A 17,416-nucleotide genomic window follows, 5' to 3' on the forward strand; every position below is an offset into this window, starting at 1 on the left:
CTTTAACCGCGCCCTGCCCTCTGTTTCTTTAACGCAGGCTGCGCTGCGCACTTACGGATACGGCGTGGTGGAAACCGGCACACTGGATGAGCAAACCATCAATGCGTTGTCGGCGTTCCAGATGCACTTTGTGCAGGATAACGTAACCGGCGTAATTAACAGCCGCACAGCAGCCGCATTGTTCGCTTTGCTGGACAAGTATTTTCCGCAAAAGGCCAAAGCGCTGAATACCCGTTACGCCCGTGAAACGGCACTGAAAGCCGCACCTGCTGAAGAGAAGCGTCCTCAGTCAGGACAAATTGACAGTGATTTCCCCCAACAAGAGCGTTCCAGCCGGGAAGAGGTGAACGACAAGGTCGCGTTTAAAGCGTACAAAGGACGGGGCGAAATCTTACTGACGCCGGCTACAACCATCAACGCCACGGTGAAAGTAAATGGCGAAACGCTGAACATTGCCTCTCCTCTGGAGGCCGGTCATACCTACAGTTATTCTCTGAAAAAGCGTACGCACAACGGTACGAACACCCTTGAGGTGCAAAGTGATTCAGAAAGCGACGCTTTGCACGTCACCATCCCCTGGCCTTCATTGACAGACGAAACGCAAAAATGGCAACAAGCCTTCAGACCGGTCGATGCGTTAATTCAGCAGGACATTGAGGATGGATTTCCCGGAGCCGTATTACTGGTTATCAAAGACGGCGCTGTGATTAAACGCACAGCCTATGGCAATGCGCTGCTTTACGATGAAACAGGCACCCGCCTCACAAAGCCGGAGCCGATGACACCGGACACGCTGTTTGATGTAGCCTCTAACACGAAAATGTTTGCTACTAACCTGGCACTGATGAAACTGGTGTCTGAGGGGAAACTGAGTATTGATGCGCCGGTGTATCAGTACCTGCCGGAATACGCCGGCGGTGGCCGTGAAGCACGTACTGTAAGAGATTTACTGAGCCATCAGTCCGGCTACGGTCCTGAGGTGCGCTTTTTTGCACCCGGTGAGCGCTACGGTGAGTCTTTCCGGTCACGGGATAAATCACATACATCAACCTTATTAACCACTGCAGTACCTTTTCAGATAAGTAAAGGCGCGCAGGCTACGTACAGTGACACCAACTTTATGCTGCTGGGACTGCTGGTTGAGCGGATAACAGGCATGTCTCTCGACCGTTATTGTGAGCAGTTCATTTACGGCCCGCTTCAGCTTAATCACACGGTGTTTAACCCGCTGAAAAAAGGGTTTACCCCTAATCAGATCGCGGCTACAGAAATAAATGGCAATACACGCAGTCACAATATCGATTTCCCCGGCATCCGCACGTACACGCTGCGTGGAGAAGTGCATGACGAAAAGGCCTGGTACAGCATGGGCGGTGTTTCAGGGCATGCAGGACTGTTCTCCACGGTGGATGATTTTGCCGTGCTGATGCAAACCTTATTAAATGGCGGTGGTTACGGACAGGTTGCACTGACCGACCGGGACACTATTTCACTGTTTACCGCTCCTTCCCCGCTGAATCCCGGTTTCGGACTTGGCTGGCGCAGGGGCAGCAACGGCAGTAATCGCTGGCACTTCGGCCCTTATGCCAGTTCACAAGCTTTTGGTCATACCGGCTGGACAGGTACGGCAACGGTTATCGATCCGGCGCAGGATCTCGGTATTGTGCTCTTTACCAACGCCAGACATACACCGGTTGAGAAACAGAGTACCGGCAACCTGCAGTTTGCCGGCAGCGAATTTGAAACCGCAAAATATGGCAGTGTGATAACCCGGGTTTACGAAGCAATACTCAATCACTGAGGTAAAAGTACTGGCAGAACCGGTAAGTTCTCAGTTAGGCTATCGCCACGCTTTTTTATAAAGCGTCACACTGCCCCGCGGACATCGCGCACTGAATATCAGCGCCTGATTTGCGATCAATCATTAGAATAAAAGCAGGAACATTTTTCATGGATTGGGTTTCAATTATCCCGCCTCTCGTCGCCATTTTTGTGGTGTTCTGGAAAAAAGAAGTCATCATGGCCTTGTTACTGGCCGTTCTCTCATCAGAAGCGTTGATTTTATTGAGTGTGACCGGTGACGGCGTATTGCTGGCGCCGGTGAATGCTATCGAAAGAACCATCGACGTTGCCGCCAGTCCGGGTAATACCCGGATCCTTATCTTCTCTATTCTGGTGGGGGCGCTGTTAGCCTATATCCGCGACTCAGGCGGTGTAACGGCTACCGTAAACTGGCTCACGGGCAAAGGCATTGCCAGAAGTAAGCGGCAGGTTGGCAGCCTGACGATGCTCACCGGTGTTGCAGTATTTATCGAGTCTAATTTAAGTGTACTCACCGCCGGTATATTCGCCCGCGGCTTATTTGATAAATTCAAAATGAGCCGGGCACGCCTGGCCTACATCATCGACAGTACCAGCGCGCCGGTCTGTATTCTTATCTTACTGAACGGATGGGGCGCATTCGTCCTTGGCCTGCTGGACGGTTACGAGCTGGAGCAGTCGTCCGCCAGTATTCTGTGGGGCACGGTACCTCTGAATTTCTACGCCCTGATCACTCTGGCGATTGTGGTGTACACCATAGTGAAAGACAAAGTGCACGGTCCGATGGCAAAAGAAGATGCCGCCATGACTCACACCGGTACGGTAATTGAGTCAGAACCGGCAACCAAAGTACGCTTTATGGTGGTGCCGCTGGTGCTCATGGTTGTCAGTATGGCGGGCTTTATGTTGTGGACCGGTGATGGCGTACTGGCTAACGGCAGTGGCAGCAAATCTGTGTTGTACGCTACTATTCTGGCTACCGTTGTCGCGTACTTCCTGTTAATTCTGCATAAACGTTTCACTCACCACGAAGCCGTAGAAATTGGCTTTAAAGGGATGGGCGAACTGCTTCCGCTGGTGTCCATTGTATTACTTTCCATGACACTGGGAGCCAGCTTAAAAGTGCTCGGCACCGGCGTTTTTGTTGCCGGTATTGTGGGTGAATACCTGCCTCTGGTGTTAATTGTTCCCATGCTGTTTCTGGCCGGCGCGGTCATGTCGTTTACCACCGGCACCAGTTGGGGCACATTTGCGATTTTGATCCCCATCGGCGTTCCTTTGATCCAGTCATTAGGACTGCCACCCTCTCTGGTCATTGCCGCAATTCTGGGCGGCGGCGTATTTGGTGATCACTGCTCCCCTATTTCCGATACCTCTGCGGTATCATCCATCGCGGCCGGGTGCGATCTGTTAACGCACATCCGTACCCAGCTTCCCTATGCACTTACCGCTGGCGGACTGACACTCGTTGCCTATGTCATCGCCAGCATCATTATGATTGGATAGCCATTATGCGAATACTTTTACTCTCGCTATTTTTGTTTGTGGCGGCAGGATGCTCCGGTGAAAAACCAACGGTATCTGCACCGGCCCCGGAGGTTGAAACCAGCCAGCAGGCGGTATCTATGCCTGATACCTTTGCTGCCGATGCTGCCATGGCAGTATTAAACGAAGGCGGTAACGCGGTTGATGCGGCCATCACGGCGCAATTTGTGCTGGCAGTGACCTTCCCCGAAGCAGGTAACATCGGTGGCGGTGGGTTCATGACCATCTTTTTCGACGATGAAGCAGCCTTTATGGATTACCGTGAAATGGCTCCGGCGGCAGCCCACCGTGATATGTACCTCGATGAAAACGGTGACGTGAAAACCCTGGAATCGCTGTTTGGTGCAAAAGCCTCCGGTGTACCCGGTTCAGTTGCCGGCATGTGGGCAGCACATCAGCGCTACGGTAAATTACCCTGGAACCGTCTGGTGCAGCCTGCTGTAGACCTGGCAGAAAAAGGGTTTAATGTGCCGGCAAAACTGGCTGACCATATCACACGCTACATGGCCAGGCAGGAAAAAGAAGGGATCACCAGCAACTTTGGCGACTATTTCGGTGAAGCCCGCACTGCAGATGTACTGTTTAAGCAACCTGAGTTAGCCGCAGCGCTGACCCGCATTCGTGACGAAGGTGAAAAAGGCTTTTACGAAGGTGAAACCGCCCGCATTATTGCCGGCTTCATGGCTGAAAATGGTGGCCTGGTCACAGAAGAGGATTTACAGGGTTACGAAGCCAAATGGCGGGCACCGATTGTTTATCCCTGGCAGGATTACAAACTCATCACGGCACCACCTCCCAGCTCTGGCGGTGTGGCAGTAGCTCAGTGGATCAGTATGCTCAATGAAGTACTGAAAAATCAGACTCTGCCAGCACAAAACAGTAAAGAGTATATTCATCTGATGTCTGAAATCGGTAAACGTGTGTTTGCTGACCGAGCCGAGTACATGGGCGACCCCGATTTTGTCGAAGTGCCTGTAAAAGCGTTATTAGAACCGGCCTACATTACTGCTCGTGCCGGAGAAGTGGATCCTGAAGCCATTTCAGTGACAGAAGACGTGAAACCCGGCTTATATGAAAGTCCGGACACCACCCATTTCTCGGTTATGGACAAATGGGGCAATGCGGTAGCGAATACCACTACCATTAACCTGTCCTTTGGCAGTGGCGTGGTGGTAGAAGGTGCCGGCTTCCTGCTGAACGACGAAATGGACGACTTCAGTGCCAAGGCCGGCGTGCCCAACTTCTTCGGTGCCATCGGCGGTACCGCTAACGAAATCCAGCCGGGTAAGCGCATGTTGTCTTCCATGACGCCAACCATTGTGCTGAAAGGCGATAAAGTGAAACTGGTCACCGGCTCACCGGGCGGTACCACGATTATTTCCTCAGTGGCACAGTCCATACTGAACGCGCTGTTTTTTGATATGACAGCAGACGCGTCGGCAAACAGCCCCCGCTTTCATCATCAGCTCTGGCCCAAAGACACCATTGCGTACCATGCAGGCATGCCGGCAGAGGTTGTAAAGGCGCTTGAAGCGATGGGTTACACCATGAAAGAAAGTAACTTTGGCGATGTCCACCTGATTAAGCGCACTGAAGCAGGCTTGGATGCAGCCTCTGAAGCCAGAGGACGCGGTAAGGCAATTGTTGAAGAAGTAGAATTGTAGTCAGCTTACACGGGCTCAGCGGCCCGGTTAATGAAGCGCAGCACAAGGCTGCGCTTTTTTATGCCTGTTACACAGCGAACAACTGAGAAAGCGATTTAAACGCCTTAAACTCCAGCGCATTGCCTGCAGGATCATGAAAAAACATGGTGGCCTGTTCGCCGGGCTCCCCTTTAAAGCGCACGTAGGGCTCTATGACAAACGACATATCTGCCGCTTTTAACCGTTCAGCCAGTTTGTGCCAGTCTGCCATATCCAGCACCACACCGAAATGGGGCACCGGCACCGCGTGGCTGTCTACTTCATTGTGCTGTGGCGCAGAGGGCATGGCATCAACACAATGGGTTACCAGTTGATGACCATAGAAGTTCCAGTCAATCCAGCGGGTGTCACTGCGCCCGCGTTCGCAGCCCAGTAAGTCTCCGTAAAACGCGGCAGCAGCGGCTAAATCGTCAACGGGAATTGCAAGATGAAACGGTTGAGGCATGTGCTCTCCTTTATAATAATTTTTTCAACAGCCATAATTTAAATCGGGAATACGGGGCGTAGCGTACAGCCACATCAAACTTCGAGGCTCTTACCATCACTGATTTAAGATGACTGAACGTATCAAAGCCATATTGTCCGTGATAGCGCCCCATACCACTGCCACCGACCCCGCCAAAAGGCAGGTTTGCATTGGTCATAAACATCATCGTGTCGTTCACACACACGCTGCCAGCACTGGTTTGCGTAAGTACTTTGTCACGAAAGCCGTGATCTTCACTGAAAAGATACAGCGCCAGAGGTTTTGCCCGCCCGCGGATAAAGCCAATGCTGTCTTCTATGTTCTCCAGTTCGATGACCGGCAACACGGGGCCGAAGATTTCTTCCTGCATCAGCGTACTGTCTGCCGGAGGATTTAACACCACAGCCGGGGCCAGCTTGCGTTTCCCGTCGTCCCGTTCGCCACCAATACGGCATTGCAGATCCGCAATGAGCTGACACAGTCTTTCGTAATGTCGGGTATTGACGATATGTCCGTAATCTTTGCTTTGCAAAGGTTCAGGCCCGTACTGCTTAGTGATTTCCCGTTCAAGGGCAGCAAGAAACGCTTCAGCAAACCCTTTCTCAATCAGGATATAGTCCGGGGCGATACAGGTCTGCCCGCAGTTCATCCATTTACCCCACACTATCCGTCTGGCGGTGACGTCCAGCCTGCAACTGGCATCAACAATACAGGGGCTTTTCCCGCCAAGCTCCAGCGTAACCGGCGTAAGGTGTTTCGCTGCCGCAGACATAACAATTTTGCCTACCGCTTCGCCACCGGTATAAAAGATGTGGTCGAAAGGCAGAGCTAATAAAGCCTGAGTCTCTTCTTTAGCGCCTTCAACAACCGCCACGGCATCTTCATCCAGATATTGAGGCAGCAAGCTGGCCATTAATGCTGATGATGCCGGGGCCAGTTCTGACGGTTTAACAATGGCACAGTTGCCCGCTGCCAGTGCCGCAATCAGCGGCGCTAAAAGCAATTGCACGGGATAATTCCACGCCCCGATGATCAGTACTACACCTAACGGCTCCGGTTGCAGATAGCTGCGGGCCGGCTGGGCCGCCAGGGGCGTAGATACGTGACGTAAATCTGCCCAGCTGTCGATATGTTTGAGAGTGTGCTTGAGGTCGGAGAGTAAAAAGCCGGTTTCCGAAGTACGGGCTTCTGTTTCACATTTGCCTAAATCCTGATTCAGGGCGCGGTGAATGTCCTGCTCATGGGTAACGAGCATGGTCTTAAGGGCCAGCAACTGCTGTTTGCGCCAGCTGATATCACGGGTTTTATCGGTGAAAAAGGTGCTTCGCAGTGCTGCGAACGTTGCAGCGTAATGCGCGGTGTCCGGAGGGGGCGCGTTACCGTTACCGGTATCAGTTACAACTTGCATTGATTCACTCCGCTGTTCAGCATTCAGAGGTTTACTTTACCGACAAAAAAGCCTGCTCGGAAGCAGGCTTTTCAGGTATTTATCTTTTCGCTTACGCGTCGTAAGGATGACGTAACACGATAGTTTCGTTACGGTCAGGCCCTGTTGAGACTATATCAACAGGCACGCCGGTAATGGCTTCAAGGCGGGCAATATAGTTGCGCGCTTCCTGAGGTAACTTATCGAAATCAGTGACGCCGAAAGTTGTCTCTTTCCAGCCAGGCATTTCTTCGTAAACCGGAGTAACCAGGTCGTAGCCATCAGCAGCCATAGGCGGAACGTCTTTCACGTTACCGTCTGCGTCTTTATAACCCACACAGATTTGCAGAGTTTCCAGACCATCCAGTACGTCCAGCTTGGTTAAGCAGAAACCGGTGATAGAGTTAATTTGCACTGCGCGTTTCATCGCTACGGCATCGAACCAGCCGGTACGACGCTTACGGCCGGTGGTCGCACCGAATTCGTGACCTTTTACGCCCAGGTGCTCACCCACATCGCAAGCCAGTTCTGTAGGGAAAGGACCAGAACCAACACGGGTTGTGTACGCTTTAACAATACCTAACACGTAATCCAGGTTCAGCGGACCAAAACCGGCACCGGTAGCAACGCCACCTACTGTGGTATTAGAAGACGTAACGTAAGGATACGTACCGTGGTCAATATCCAGCAGTGTACCTTGCGCACCTTCAAACATAATGGGCAAACCCGCTTTGTGGGCTTTGTCCAGTTCATCGGTTACGTCAACAACCATGGCTTTCAGGATATCTGCCACAGCCAGCGCCTGCTTGAGGGTTTCATCGAAATCCACTGCCGGCTCTTTGTAGTATTGCGTCAACGTGAAGTTATGTACGTCCAGAACTTCTTTCAGTTTTGCCGCGAAATCTTCAGGATTGAACAGATCGCCTACGCGCAGACCACGACGTGACACTTTATCTTCGTAAGCCGGACCGATACCACGACCGGTTGTACCGATTGCTTTGCTGCCACGGGCCTTTTCGCGGGCCACGTCCAGTGCAATGTGATAAGGCAGAATAAGCGGGCAGGCTTCACTAATTTTTAAACGTTCCCGCACAGGCACACCACGTTCTTCCAACATGGTGATTTCTTTCATCAGTGCTTCCGGGCTTAATACCACGCCGTTACCAATGATGCAGGTAACGTTGTCACGCAGAATACCGGACGGGATTAAGTGGAGGACGGTTTTCTCACCGTCGATTACCAGTGTGTGACCGGCATTGTGACCGCCCTGATAGCGAACCACGTATTTTGCGCGATCTGTTAACAGGTCTACGACCTTACCTTTACCCTCGTCACCCCATTGAGTGCCGAGTACCACAACGTTCTTTGCCATGAATCTAGTGTGTAAAAAAATTAGGCGGGGATTCTACCAAAGATTGCGACCTTTGATCATCTGTTTTATGCGCAAAAATAAGACAGACATGGTCTGAGCCATATTATTTTTTTATAAATTAACGTTTGTTCAACGGGATAGATACACCAGGCTGACAACGCCAATCACCACCAGCACTCCTCCGACTTGTCTTAGACTATTGCTCGATTGCTGGCTTACAGAAAGCAGGTATAATCGCCAACGGTCAGGCATGATTAACGGTCCCAGCCCTTCAACAATGCAAACAATAGCCAGTGCCGGCCATAACCAGTCCATGCATTTCTCCTCATTAAATTTGTTTTGGTTGCTGATGCACAACCCTGATGACGCCTGATCTTTTGACCGGAGACAACGTTAACACATTTGACCAGTTATATTTTGTCACAAAACCTCAAAATATCTGCTATATCAATACTGTAGTTATGCATTAAAGGATAACCAATGAGATTTCCTCTTCAGGGACACTATGCACTCGACGTTTCAGGCAACCTGCTTGAAGTGTTTGCAACGGGTGCCTGGAATAAAGCCACAGCAGAGGCCATGACAGAGGATATTCACCGGATGGCGCAAGGGTTTAACAATGAACCCTGGGGAGCCATAATGGACGGTCGCCGCTGGGTATTGTCTACGCCTGAATGTCAGAATGTGCTGGCAAGGGGAATAAAGAAGAACATCACCATGGGTCTGACGCGATCTGCCTATGTGCTTGATGCGGGCATGGTGAAGCGGGCTCAAATTGAACGAACCCATCCACACCTGCGGGAAGACATTCGCGGAACAAATTACGAACGGGCTTACTTTTCCAGCTACTTCGAAGCGCTGTGCTGGCTTGCTGAAGGCGGTTTCACACCCTACCCGCAGCAAACCCCACCAGACAACGATTAATAGAGCAGGCTGTAAACCTTACGGCGGTACTCTGACTTCAGACTGTCACCATCCGGCAATGCATTAATCATATCCAGCATCAGCTTTTTCGCTTCACCGAAATTCAAATCTGTCTTTAGCACAGTAAATAACAAATCCAATGCTTCGGCAGATTTATGGGCCTGCTGTAACTGCACCGCTAATTCCACTTTCAATTGCAGATTGTCGGGTTCAGCTTCTACCTGTGCAGTTAACTGCTGAATTTCCGGAGACTCAGCGGCCTGTTCTGCCAGTTCAACTTTACCGGTCAGCGTTTGATAGCGACTATCCTGATCGACCAGAGTAATCGTTGCCAGCAGCGCCTTTGCAGCATCCACAGAACCGGTTTCCACCAGGCAATCGATGTACATATAACGGGCGTTAATATTCCCTTCGTTCATTTCAAAGGCTTGTTTGGCAAACGGGAATGCCGTTGCATAATCACCTTCGTAAATGGCCTCACCGGCTTTCGCCAGTAATTCATCTTCCGGGTTTGGCAGGTACTTACTCAGGAACTCGCGGATTTGGTCTTCGCCCTGAACGCCGGCAAAGCCGTCCACCGGCTGGCCGTCTTTCACTACCATAACCGTGGGCAGACTGCGAATACCGAACTGCGCCGCGACTTCCTGCTGCTGATCACAATCGACGCGGGCAAGAATTAAATTATCACCGTATTCAGACGCGATCTTTGCCAGTATGGGAGAAACACTTTTCGACTCCTCGCTCCATTCTGCCCAAAAATCCACAAGTACCACTTTTTCCCGTGAATCCATCAGAATGACCTGCTGAAAATTCTCCGGAGTGATATCAACGGTATTGTTCGCAACTAAATTATCCATGCGTTTTTGCCTGTTCTGAATATTTGTTCAATGATATGGGTGCGTTAGCTGCAAAAGCAAGACTGACAACCATACAGTTCAGCGTTACACTGACTGCCACGACTTTTTAAGGAACGATTTATTCTTACTATGCTCCCCCAATTGAAAATTCTGATCATTGAAGACTCAGCAGAGCTGCTGGAGCAGCTTTCCACCAGCATCCGTTCCACCACCGAGCTGTTCGACAGGCCAGACATTGAGATCACTGTCGTTGAAGCCAGCTCTGTAGCTACAGCCCTGGATTCTGTTCACAACGACGGAGAAATTCAGGCCGTGGTATTCAGTTGGGACACCGAAGTCAGGCAGTTTGAAATCGGTGGCGAAGGCAAAGGGAAAGTAGACAACAATGCAGTGGTCATCAAGGCCATCAAAGCCATCCGCCCGGAATTACCGGTTTATGTGCTGGGAGATGCCATTAAGGGACTGGATATTGTTAACCAGGCCAGCGGCATGGAGTCGTTTTTCTACCGCAACGATATTATCTCCGATCCGGAATCGATCCTCGGCTACATCATTAACGACTTTGACGATCGCAATGAAACGCCATTCTGGACTGCCTATAAAGAGTATGTACTGGAAGCCAACGATTCCTGGCATACGCCGGGTCACAGTGGCGGCGCCAGCTTCCGTAACTCGCCTTATATCAGTGATTTTTACCGTTTCTTCGGCCGCAATGTGTTTGTCAGCGACCTGTCGGTAAGCGTCGACTCGCTGGGTTCTTTATCTGACGGTACCCATGCCATTGGCCGTGCCCAGTCTGCACTGGCGAATACCTTTGAAGTCCGCCAGTCGTATTTCGTGACTAACGGCTCATCGACGTCCAACAAAATTATTCTGCAAACCCTGCTGCGTGAAGGCGATAAAGTGATCGCCGACCGTAACTGCCACAAATCCGTGCACTACGGTATTGTGCAGGCACGCGCAATGCCGGTGTATCTGGACAGCGTTTTTAACCCTGATTACGGCATTTTCTCACCGCCGAAACTGTCACAACTGAAAGAAGTGATTGAAGCCAACCAGGATGCAAAACTCATTGTGCTGACGGGTTGTACCTACGACGGACTGCTGACTGATCTGAAGCAGGTTGTGGACCTGGGCCACCAGTACGGTATCAAAGTATTCATTGACGAAGCCTGGTTTGCGTATTCCTTATTCCACCCGCATTTCAGACCCTATTCAGCCATTCACGCCGGCGCAGACTACGTGACGCATTCGGCGCATAAAGTGGTATCAGCGTTCTCTCAGGCGTCGTTCATTCACGTGAATGACCCGGATTTCGATATCGACTTCTTCAAAGAGATTTACAGCATACATACCAGCACCTCACCCAAGTATCAGTTGATTGCATCGCTGGATGTGTGCCGTCAGCAACTGGAGATGGAAGGTTATAAAATACTGAATGAGTTGCTCAGCAATGTGGCGGAACTTAAGGAGCAGGTATCGCGCTTCAGCCGCATCCGTATTCTGGAATCAAAAGATTTTGCAGAGGCCTTTGACCATTTTGAAGAAGACAATATGGGCCATGATCCGCTGAAAATTCTTATCGACGTTTCAGCCTTGTCTTATTCGAACCATGAAATTCACCGCTTCCTGATGGATGAAGTGGGTCTGGAAATCGAGAAGTTCACTCACAGTACGATTCTGGTTCTGCTTACCCTTGGCGGCATGCGCTCGAAGATTGTGCGCCTGTACAATGCGCTGAAGAAACTGGATGAAGGCAGTGTCAGCCTGAACCGCAGTAAGAGCCGTGCGGTGATGCCGGCGAAGATCCCGCCGATTAATCTTGTGACCTTGCCTTCAACGGCGTTTTTCAGCAAACGTGAGTCGGTTCCCTGGCAGGAAAGTGCCGGCCGTATTGCAGCGGGACTGGTAACGCCCTACCCGCCGGGCATTCCTTTGATCGTGCCGGGACAGTTAATCGAGCAGGAACATATTGATTATCTGCGTTCACTGGCCAATCAGAAGCTCACCATCCAGGGCTTATACGACGGTGAATTATACGTGCAGGGCGAATAGCGCTGCAGACAAAAAAGCTCACCGTCCGGTGAGCTTTTCGCTTTATAAAGTAGTGCAGGTAACAGCAGTCGGCCAGTTTACTCCGGTGATACCTTGAGCAACTTGCCTTCCGGCGTATCGGTCAGCAGATATAAATAGCCATCAGGCCCTTCAATCACATCACGGATACGTTCGTTTCTGTCACGGAGATATTCTGTCTGCTCACCGGGTTTTCCGCCCTCCATGTCAATGTGGCGAAGGTGTGTAAACTTGAGTGAACCCACCAGCAAATCACCTTTCCACTCAGGGAATTTGTCACCGTTGTAGAACACCATGCCGGACGGTGCGATAGACGGATCCCAGTAAACAACGGGCTGCTCCATGCCTTCCATTTCTGTTTTGTCAGAAATAATGTCACCACTGTAATCAATACCGTAAGTGATCAGCGGCCAGCCATAATTGTTACCTTTGCCGAGCAAATTCACTTCATCACCGCCTTTCGGACCGTGCTCCATTGCCCAGACTTCACCGGTTTGCGGATGAACTGTCAGGCCCTGCACATTGCGGTGACCGTAACTGTACACCTGCGGCGCATCACCTTTGGTGAACGGATTATCTTCCGGTACAGAACCGTCAGGCCAGATCCGCACCACCGTGCCCAGATGATTATCAGTGTTCTGCGCCTCTTTCATGTACTTGTAACGATCGCCCAGAGTGATGAACAGATGTCCCTCATTATCAAACGCTACGCGGCACCCAAAGTGAAAACCGTTATCCACCAGCGGTGAAGCTGAAAAGATGGTTTCGACATCAGTCAGGCTGTCTCCGGCGATTTTAGCTTTGCTGACACTGCTGCTACTGCCACCTTCACCCGGTTTGCTGTAACAAAAGTAAATGGTCTGATTATCTGCAAAATCAGGATCGACGGTGATTCCCAACAATCCGCCCTGATTCACAGCAGCCACTTCCGGTACATTCTTCAGCGGTGCACTCAGGCCGGCAGTCTTGTCAAAAATACGGATGTTTCCTGCCCGTTCGGTGATCACCATTTTACCGTCAGGCAAAAAAGCCATTCCCCAGGGGTGAGAAAGACCGGTGGTCAGTTCTTCTACGTTCAGTTCTGTCGCCTGAGCAGAAAAAGCTGTGCCCAGCACAGCGGCCAGGCACAGCGATTTAGTCCATGATGTCGTCATGTTATTTTTATACCTTATTGAGGCAGCATCGCCCGTAACATCCATGCGGTTTTCTCATGTACACGCATGCGATCTGAAACGAGGGCAGCTGAAGATTCGTCATCGGCATCCTGTGCCAGCTTCAGCACACTGCGGGATGTTTTCACAACGGCCTCATGACCGTGTGTTAACAAGCGTACCATCTCAGACGCTTCCGGCACACCCTCAACTTCTTCAATTGAAGACAACTCAACGAATGACTTATAGGTACCCGGCGCAGCAACACCTAACGTTCTGATGCGCTCGGCAATATCATCCACAGCAGTTGCCAGCTCGGTGTAATGCTCCTCAAACATAAGATGCAGTTCGCGGAATTGTGGTCCGGTGACGTTCCAGTGGAAATTATGCGTTTGCAGGTACAAGGTATAAGAGTCTGCCAGCAATCTTTTCAGTCCTTCGGCAATCTCAAAACGATCGTTTTCTGAAATACCAATATCAATCTTGCTCATCGTACACTCCTTAGTGGAATAAATTGTTTTGAATCGTTATGATTCAATAATAGCAATCGATAAAAATAAATAAAATCTATTTTATAGATTAGTCAGTTCAATTGTTTCTATGCGTTTTTCACGGTCAGTGATCATTACCATGATGATGGTGATGCATTGTTTCCGAAGCATTGACTACCGGCACTGTCACCTTCTGTTCAGACCCGTCGCTGAAATATAAGGTCATGGGAAAAGCTGAACCGGCTTCCAGTCCTGAGACTAACCCGGTCAGCATAAAATGCGTACCGCCGGATTGCATAGCCACAGACTCTCCGGGAGCGACGGTTACCCCGTCTTTCAACTGACGCATTTTCATCATCCCGTCCTGCATGACAGTTGAATGTATTTGCACCTGTGCGGCCAGATCTTCACTGACACTGGCGCGGACAAGGGTAACCGGCTGATCTGAGTGATTCGTGATTGTGGTGTAGACAGCGGCTGTTTCAGCCATCGGAAAGGTTGCTCTTGCCTGCGTGTTTGTCAGTTCAAACTGTGATGCCGCAGACGCTGCAGAAGTTAACAACAATGCCAGTAAAGAGACTGACAGTCTGAAAAGCACAGACACGTTTTCGCTCCGGTGAAAGACGTTGATTTAACACCATCTTAGGAGAGATAATCTGATTTAGGAAGTGTGCAGTTTGATTTACTGCAAGAAAACGAAGAATATTCAGCGGATGCAGAGAGAATGGTGCCGACTGCCGGAATCGAACTGGCGACCTACTGATTACAAGTCAGTTGCTCTACCAACTGAGCTAAGTCGGCACACTCTCTAAAGCTTGCTGCGAACAGCGGATGCGTATTCTAGCGACAGAATTATTTCTGTCAAGACTCTATCTGCTTAAGTTTACGCGCTTCTTTTCCCAGTTTAGGGAAATACTCAGACGGTACATACTGGCCAAGCTCTTCAAGCTTACTTCCCAGTTCAGCATAGGATGCTGCCGTCACGTTAATATGGCCCATTTTGCGCTTTTCACGGACGGTTTTACCGTACCAGTGCAAATGGCAGCCGGCTATCTTCAACAGATCACGGGAAAAGCTGCTGCAACCAATAATGTTAACCATGGCGCTGGGCCCGCGGGCTTCTGTATCCCCTAACGGTAAACCGGTGACTGCGCGCAGATGATTTTCAAACTGACTGGTGTCGCTGCCGCTCATCGACCAGTGGCCGGAGTTATGTACCCGCGGCGCCAGCTCATTGACCAGCAGTTCATCTCCGCACTGGAACATTTCCACCGCCAGCACGCCCACATAGTTCATGCCTTCAGCCAGCACGCGGAAAATCTCTCCGGCTTTTTTCTGCAACGCTTCAGAGACGAACGGAGCCGGTGCCACAGACACATGCAGCTGCCCCTGGTGGTGCAGGTTCTCAGCCAGCGGGTACACCTTGATGTCACCGTCTTTATCCCGCACGCCAACCAGCGACAATTCGCGATCAAAGTTCACCATGGCTTCAACCACCAGTGGCACTTTTTTAAGATCAAGATTGCTCAGCGCCTGTTTGATTTCGGGAAGTTGCTCTTCGCTCATTAAACGCCATTGGCCATAACCGTCGTAACCGTCACGGCTGGCTTTGATGATCAGCTTATCGCCCAGTGCCGATACGCAATCTTCCAGCTCGTCGATATACGTGACTACCTGATGGGCTGCATTGGGTACATTCAGCGCATCAAGCAAACGCTTTTCTCTGACACGATCTGCACCGACCAGGATGGCATTCATGGACGGATAGAGTTTTTCTGTTTTGCTGGCCTGTTCAAGCAGCCTTTCCGGCACGTGCTCAAATTCAACTGTCAGGGCATCTGAAGACTCTATGGCCTGCGCCAGACTGATATCCAGCGGACGCTTGCTGACAGGGTGTACAACCGTGTCATTACTGACTTCAACAGCCTGCACTTCAATACCCAGCGGACAGCCCGCAAGATACATCATTTGCGCAAGTTGACCTGCGCCGTACACCAATACTCTCATTCATCAAGCTCCAGATTACCGTTGCTCAGTACTGTATCTGTTTGTGTTTTTCTGAATGCAATGACCGCGTCCCGTACCGCTTCGTCCTGCAACGCCACAACCTGAGCAGCAAGCAAACCGGCGTTAGCGGCACCGGCATCACCAATGGCCAGTGTGCCTACAGCAACACCTTTAGGCATTTGTACGATGGATAGCAAAGAATCAATACCGTTCAGCGCTTTTGATTTCACGGGGCAGCCAAAAACAGGCAGATGGGTATGGGCAGCAATCATGCCGGGCAAATGCGCGGCTCCGCCGGCGCCGGCGATAATACAGCTGAAACCTTCGTCATGTGCAGTTTCGGCAAATTCCACCAGCAGATTAGGTGTACGGTGGGCAGAGACCACCTTTGCTTCAAATTCCACTCCGAACGATTTAAGCATCTTCGCCGCGTTTTGCATTGTCGGCCAATCAGACGTAGACCCCATGACAATAGCAACTTTAGCCATCGTGTGACTCCCCATGGTTTGAGACGTTGGTAAGACCCGCTGTTTGATGTGAAATTAATCAGGCGGATCAGAAAGCACGCGATTTTAGCATAAAATCTGATAATACCCACATTACCTGCGATGATAAGACTGTAATAAATAGATCCTTCGTTATATTTTATTACTATCAATAGTGAATTATTTATATTTGCATGAACCAGGGAGTCTTTATGCAATCTTTGACATTTCGTCTTCTGGAGGTCTTCCAGAGCATTGTCGATCACGGTTCTATCACTGCGGCATCCTCGGCGCTTTCTCTTTCTCAGCCCACCGTTTCGTTACAACTTAAAAAGTTGTCCGGCATTGTAGGCATGCCGTTATTCGAACAGACATATGGCCAGTTGAAAATGACGGAAGCCGGAGAAGCCGTTTATCAGTGTGCACAGGAAGTGCTGGGCTCTCAGTCCAGACTGGAAAGCCAAATCCATGCGTTAAAAGGGGTGGAAATCGGTACCCTGAAGCTGGCAGTTGTAACGACAGCTAAGTATGTCGTTCCGCCGATTTTAAGCCCGTTCTGCCGGCAGCATCCTAATATTGAAGTGCGTTTCACGGTGGGCAACCGCGCGGATATTATTGAACGCATGCGCCACAACCGGGATGACGTGTACATTTTCAGTCAGCCGCCCCAGGACGACAATCTGATCTGCACGCCATTTTTACAAAACAAGCTGGTTGTTATCGCGCCGCCTGATTATGACGGCCCGGATAACTGTGATCTAAAAGACCTCATTAATCATAAATTCTTACTACGGGAATACGGCAGCGGTACGCGTCGCGCGATTCAGGATTACACTGACAGCAAAGGGTTGGTGTTCAGGAATTCCATGATTATTGAAAGTAACGAAGCGATTCGTCTTGCGGTCACTTCGGGGCTGGGTCTGGCGATTCTGTCCGAACACACTCTGGCGCACACGCCGCCGGACAGTGTGAGGATCCTCAACATCAATGATTTCCCGCTAGTAAACCACTGGCAGGCAGTGACCGTAAAACACCGTCAGATAAGCCTGGCAGCTCAGGCTTTTCAGAAGGCTTTATTAAACGTGGAGTAATCAC

Annotated in this window: 16 protein-coding genes and 1 tRNA gene; 6 read left to right on the plus strand and 11 right to left on the minus strand. The window is 50.6% G+C overall.

Annotation, left to right across the window (positions count from 1 at the left end; genetic code table 11):
• From pbp4b to ggt, 3 genes are all read left to right on the plus strand, one after another.
• The coding region (gene pbp4b / locus AC4PME_RS17380) for a penicillin binding protein PBP4B (RefSeq protein WP_491529674.1) at window positions 1-1,801 on the plus strand (1,801 nt) is incomplete at its 5' end.
• Window positions 1,802-1,950: 149 nt separating this feature from the next.
• On the plus strand, window positions 1,951-3,327 hold the full coding sequence (locus AC4PME_RS17385) for a Na+/H+ antiporter NhaC family protein (protein ID WP_490710450.1): 1,377 nt from the start codon (window positions 1,951-1,953) through the stop codon (window positions 3,325-3,327).
• A gap of 5 nt (window positions 3,328-3,332) precedes the next feature.
• Entirely contained in the window at window positions 3,333-5,030 is a 1,698-nt protein-coding gene (gene ggt, locus AC4PME_RS17390; RefSeq protein WP_490710451.1) for a gamma-glutamyltransferase, read from the plus strand.
• Window positions 5,031-5,097: 67 nt separating this feature from the next.
• Here the strand turns inward: ggt and AC4PME_RS17395 are convergent, their stop codons facing one another.
• The 4 genes from AC4PME_RS17395 to AC4PME_RS17410 form a co-directional block, all read right to left on the minus strand.
• The gene (locus AC4PME_RS17395; protein WP_474841355.1) at window positions 5,098-5,514 is read right to left on the minus strand and encodes a VOC family protein; all 417 of its coding nucleotides are present in this window, start codon (window positions 5,512-5,514) and stop codon (window positions 5,098-5,100) included.
• 10 nt (window positions 5,515-5,524) lie between these two features.
• The gene (locus AC4PME_RS17400; RefSeq protein WP_491046535.1) at window positions 5,525-6,943 is read right to left on the minus strand and encodes an aldehyde dehydrogenase family protein; all 1,419 of its coding nucleotides are present in this window, start codon (window positions 6,941-6,943) and stop codon (window positions 5,525-5,527) included.
• 91 nt (window positions 6,944-7,034) lie between these two features.
• A complete protein-coding gene (locus AC4PME_RS17405; RefSeq protein ID WP_119502677.1) occupies window positions 7,035-8,333 on the minus strand; it encodes an adenylosuccinate synthase in 1,299 nt (432 codons plus the stop codon).
• 129 nt (window positions 8,334-8,462) lie between these two features.
• Complete coding sequence (locus AC4PME_RS17410; protein ID WP_119502678.1) at window positions 8,463-8,648, minus strand: DUF2065 domain-containing protein; 186 nt, start codon at window positions 8,646-8,648, stop codon at window positions 8,463-8,465.
• Between the two features lie 165 nt (window positions 8,649-8,813).
• Here AC4PME_RS17410 and AC4PME_RS17415 point away from each other — a divergent pair, with 165 nt between their 5' ends.
• Entirely contained in the window at window positions 8,814-9,257 is a 444-nt protein-coding gene (locus AC4PME_RS17415; RefSeq protein WP_491046536.1) for a hypothetical protein, read from the plus strand.
• Here AC4PME_RS17415 and AC4PME_RS17420 read toward each other — a convergent pair.
• Window positions 9,254-10,114 (minus strand): tetratricopeptide repeat protein, encoded by an 861-nt coding sequence (locus AC4PME_RS17420; RefSeq protein ID WP_491046537.1) that lies wholly within the window; start codon window positions 10,112-10,114, stop codon window positions 9,254-9,256. The two genes, AC4PME_RS17415 and AC4PME_RS17420, sit on opposite strands and share 4 nt — an antisense overlap.
• 129 nt (window positions 10,115-10,243) lie before the next feature.
• On the opposite strand from AC4PME_RS17420, the gene AC4PME_RS17425 reads away from it, so the two are divergent.
• The gene (locus AC4PME_RS17425; RefSeq protein ID WP_491046538.1) at window positions 10,244-12,169 is read left to right on the plus strand and encodes an aminotransferase class V-fold PLP-dependent enzyme; all 1,926 of its coding nucleotides are present in this window, start codon (window positions 10,244-10,246) and stop codon (window positions 12,167-12,169) included.
• A gap of 77 nt (window positions 12,170-12,246) precedes the next feature.
• Here AC4PME_RS17425 and AC4PME_RS17430 read toward each other — a convergent pair whose 3' ends face one another.
• The 6 genes from AC4PME_RS17430 to purE form a co-directional block, all read right to left on the minus strand.
• The gene (locus tag AC4PME_RS17430) at window positions 12,247-13,341 is read right to left on the minus strand and encodes a PQQ-dependent sugar dehydrogenase (protein WP_491046539.1); all 1,095 of its coding nucleotides are present in this window, start codon (window positions 13,339-13,341) and stop codon (window positions 12,247-12,249) included.
• A 14-nt stretch (window positions 13,342-13,355) separates the two neighbouring features.
• Window positions 13,356-13,829 (minus strand): Dps family protein, encoded by a 474-nt coding sequence (locus tag AC4PME_RS17435; protein ID WP_119502683.1) that lies wholly within the window; start codon window positions 13,827-13,829, stop codon window positions 13,356-13,358.
• A 124-nt stretch (window positions 13,830-13,953) separates the two neighbouring features.
• Window positions 13,954-14,433, minus strand: a complete 480-nt coding sequence (locus AC4PME_RS17440) for a copper chaperone PCu(A)C (RefSeq protein WP_491046540.1) — start codon at window positions 14,431-14,433, stop codon at window positions 13,954-13,956.
• A gap of 121 nt (window positions 14,434-14,554) precedes the next feature.
• A tRNA-Thr gene (locus AC4PME_RS17445) sits at window positions 14,555-14,630 on the minus strand.
• Between the two features lie 60 nt (window positions 14,631-14,690).
• Window positions 14,691-15,836, minus strand: coding sequence for a 5-(carboxyamino)imidazole ribonucleotide synthase (locus AC4PME_RS17450; protein ID WP_303575647.1), 1,146 nt, complete (start codon window positions 15,834-15,836; stop codon window positions 14,691-14,693).
• Window positions 15,833-16,324, minus strand: coding sequence for a 5-(carboxyamino)imidazole ribonucleotide mutase (purE, locus tag AC4PME_RS17455; protein WP_119502685.1), 492 nt, complete (start codon window positions 16,322-16,324; stop codon window positions 15,833-15,835). Before purE ends, AC4PME_RS17450 begins: the two co-directional genes overlap by 4 nt.
• Before the next feature lie 209 nt (window positions 16,325-16,533).
• Between purE and AC4PME_RS17460 the strand changes: the two genes are divergently transcribed.
• A complete protein-coding gene (locus AC4PME_RS17460) occupies window positions 16,534-17,412 on the plus strand; it encodes a LysR family transcriptional regulator (protein WP_490710455.1) in 879 nt (292 codons plus the stop codon).
• Window positions 17,413-17,416: the final 4 nt, after the last annotated feature.

It is taken from the genome of Alteromonas sp., assembly GCF_984505615.1.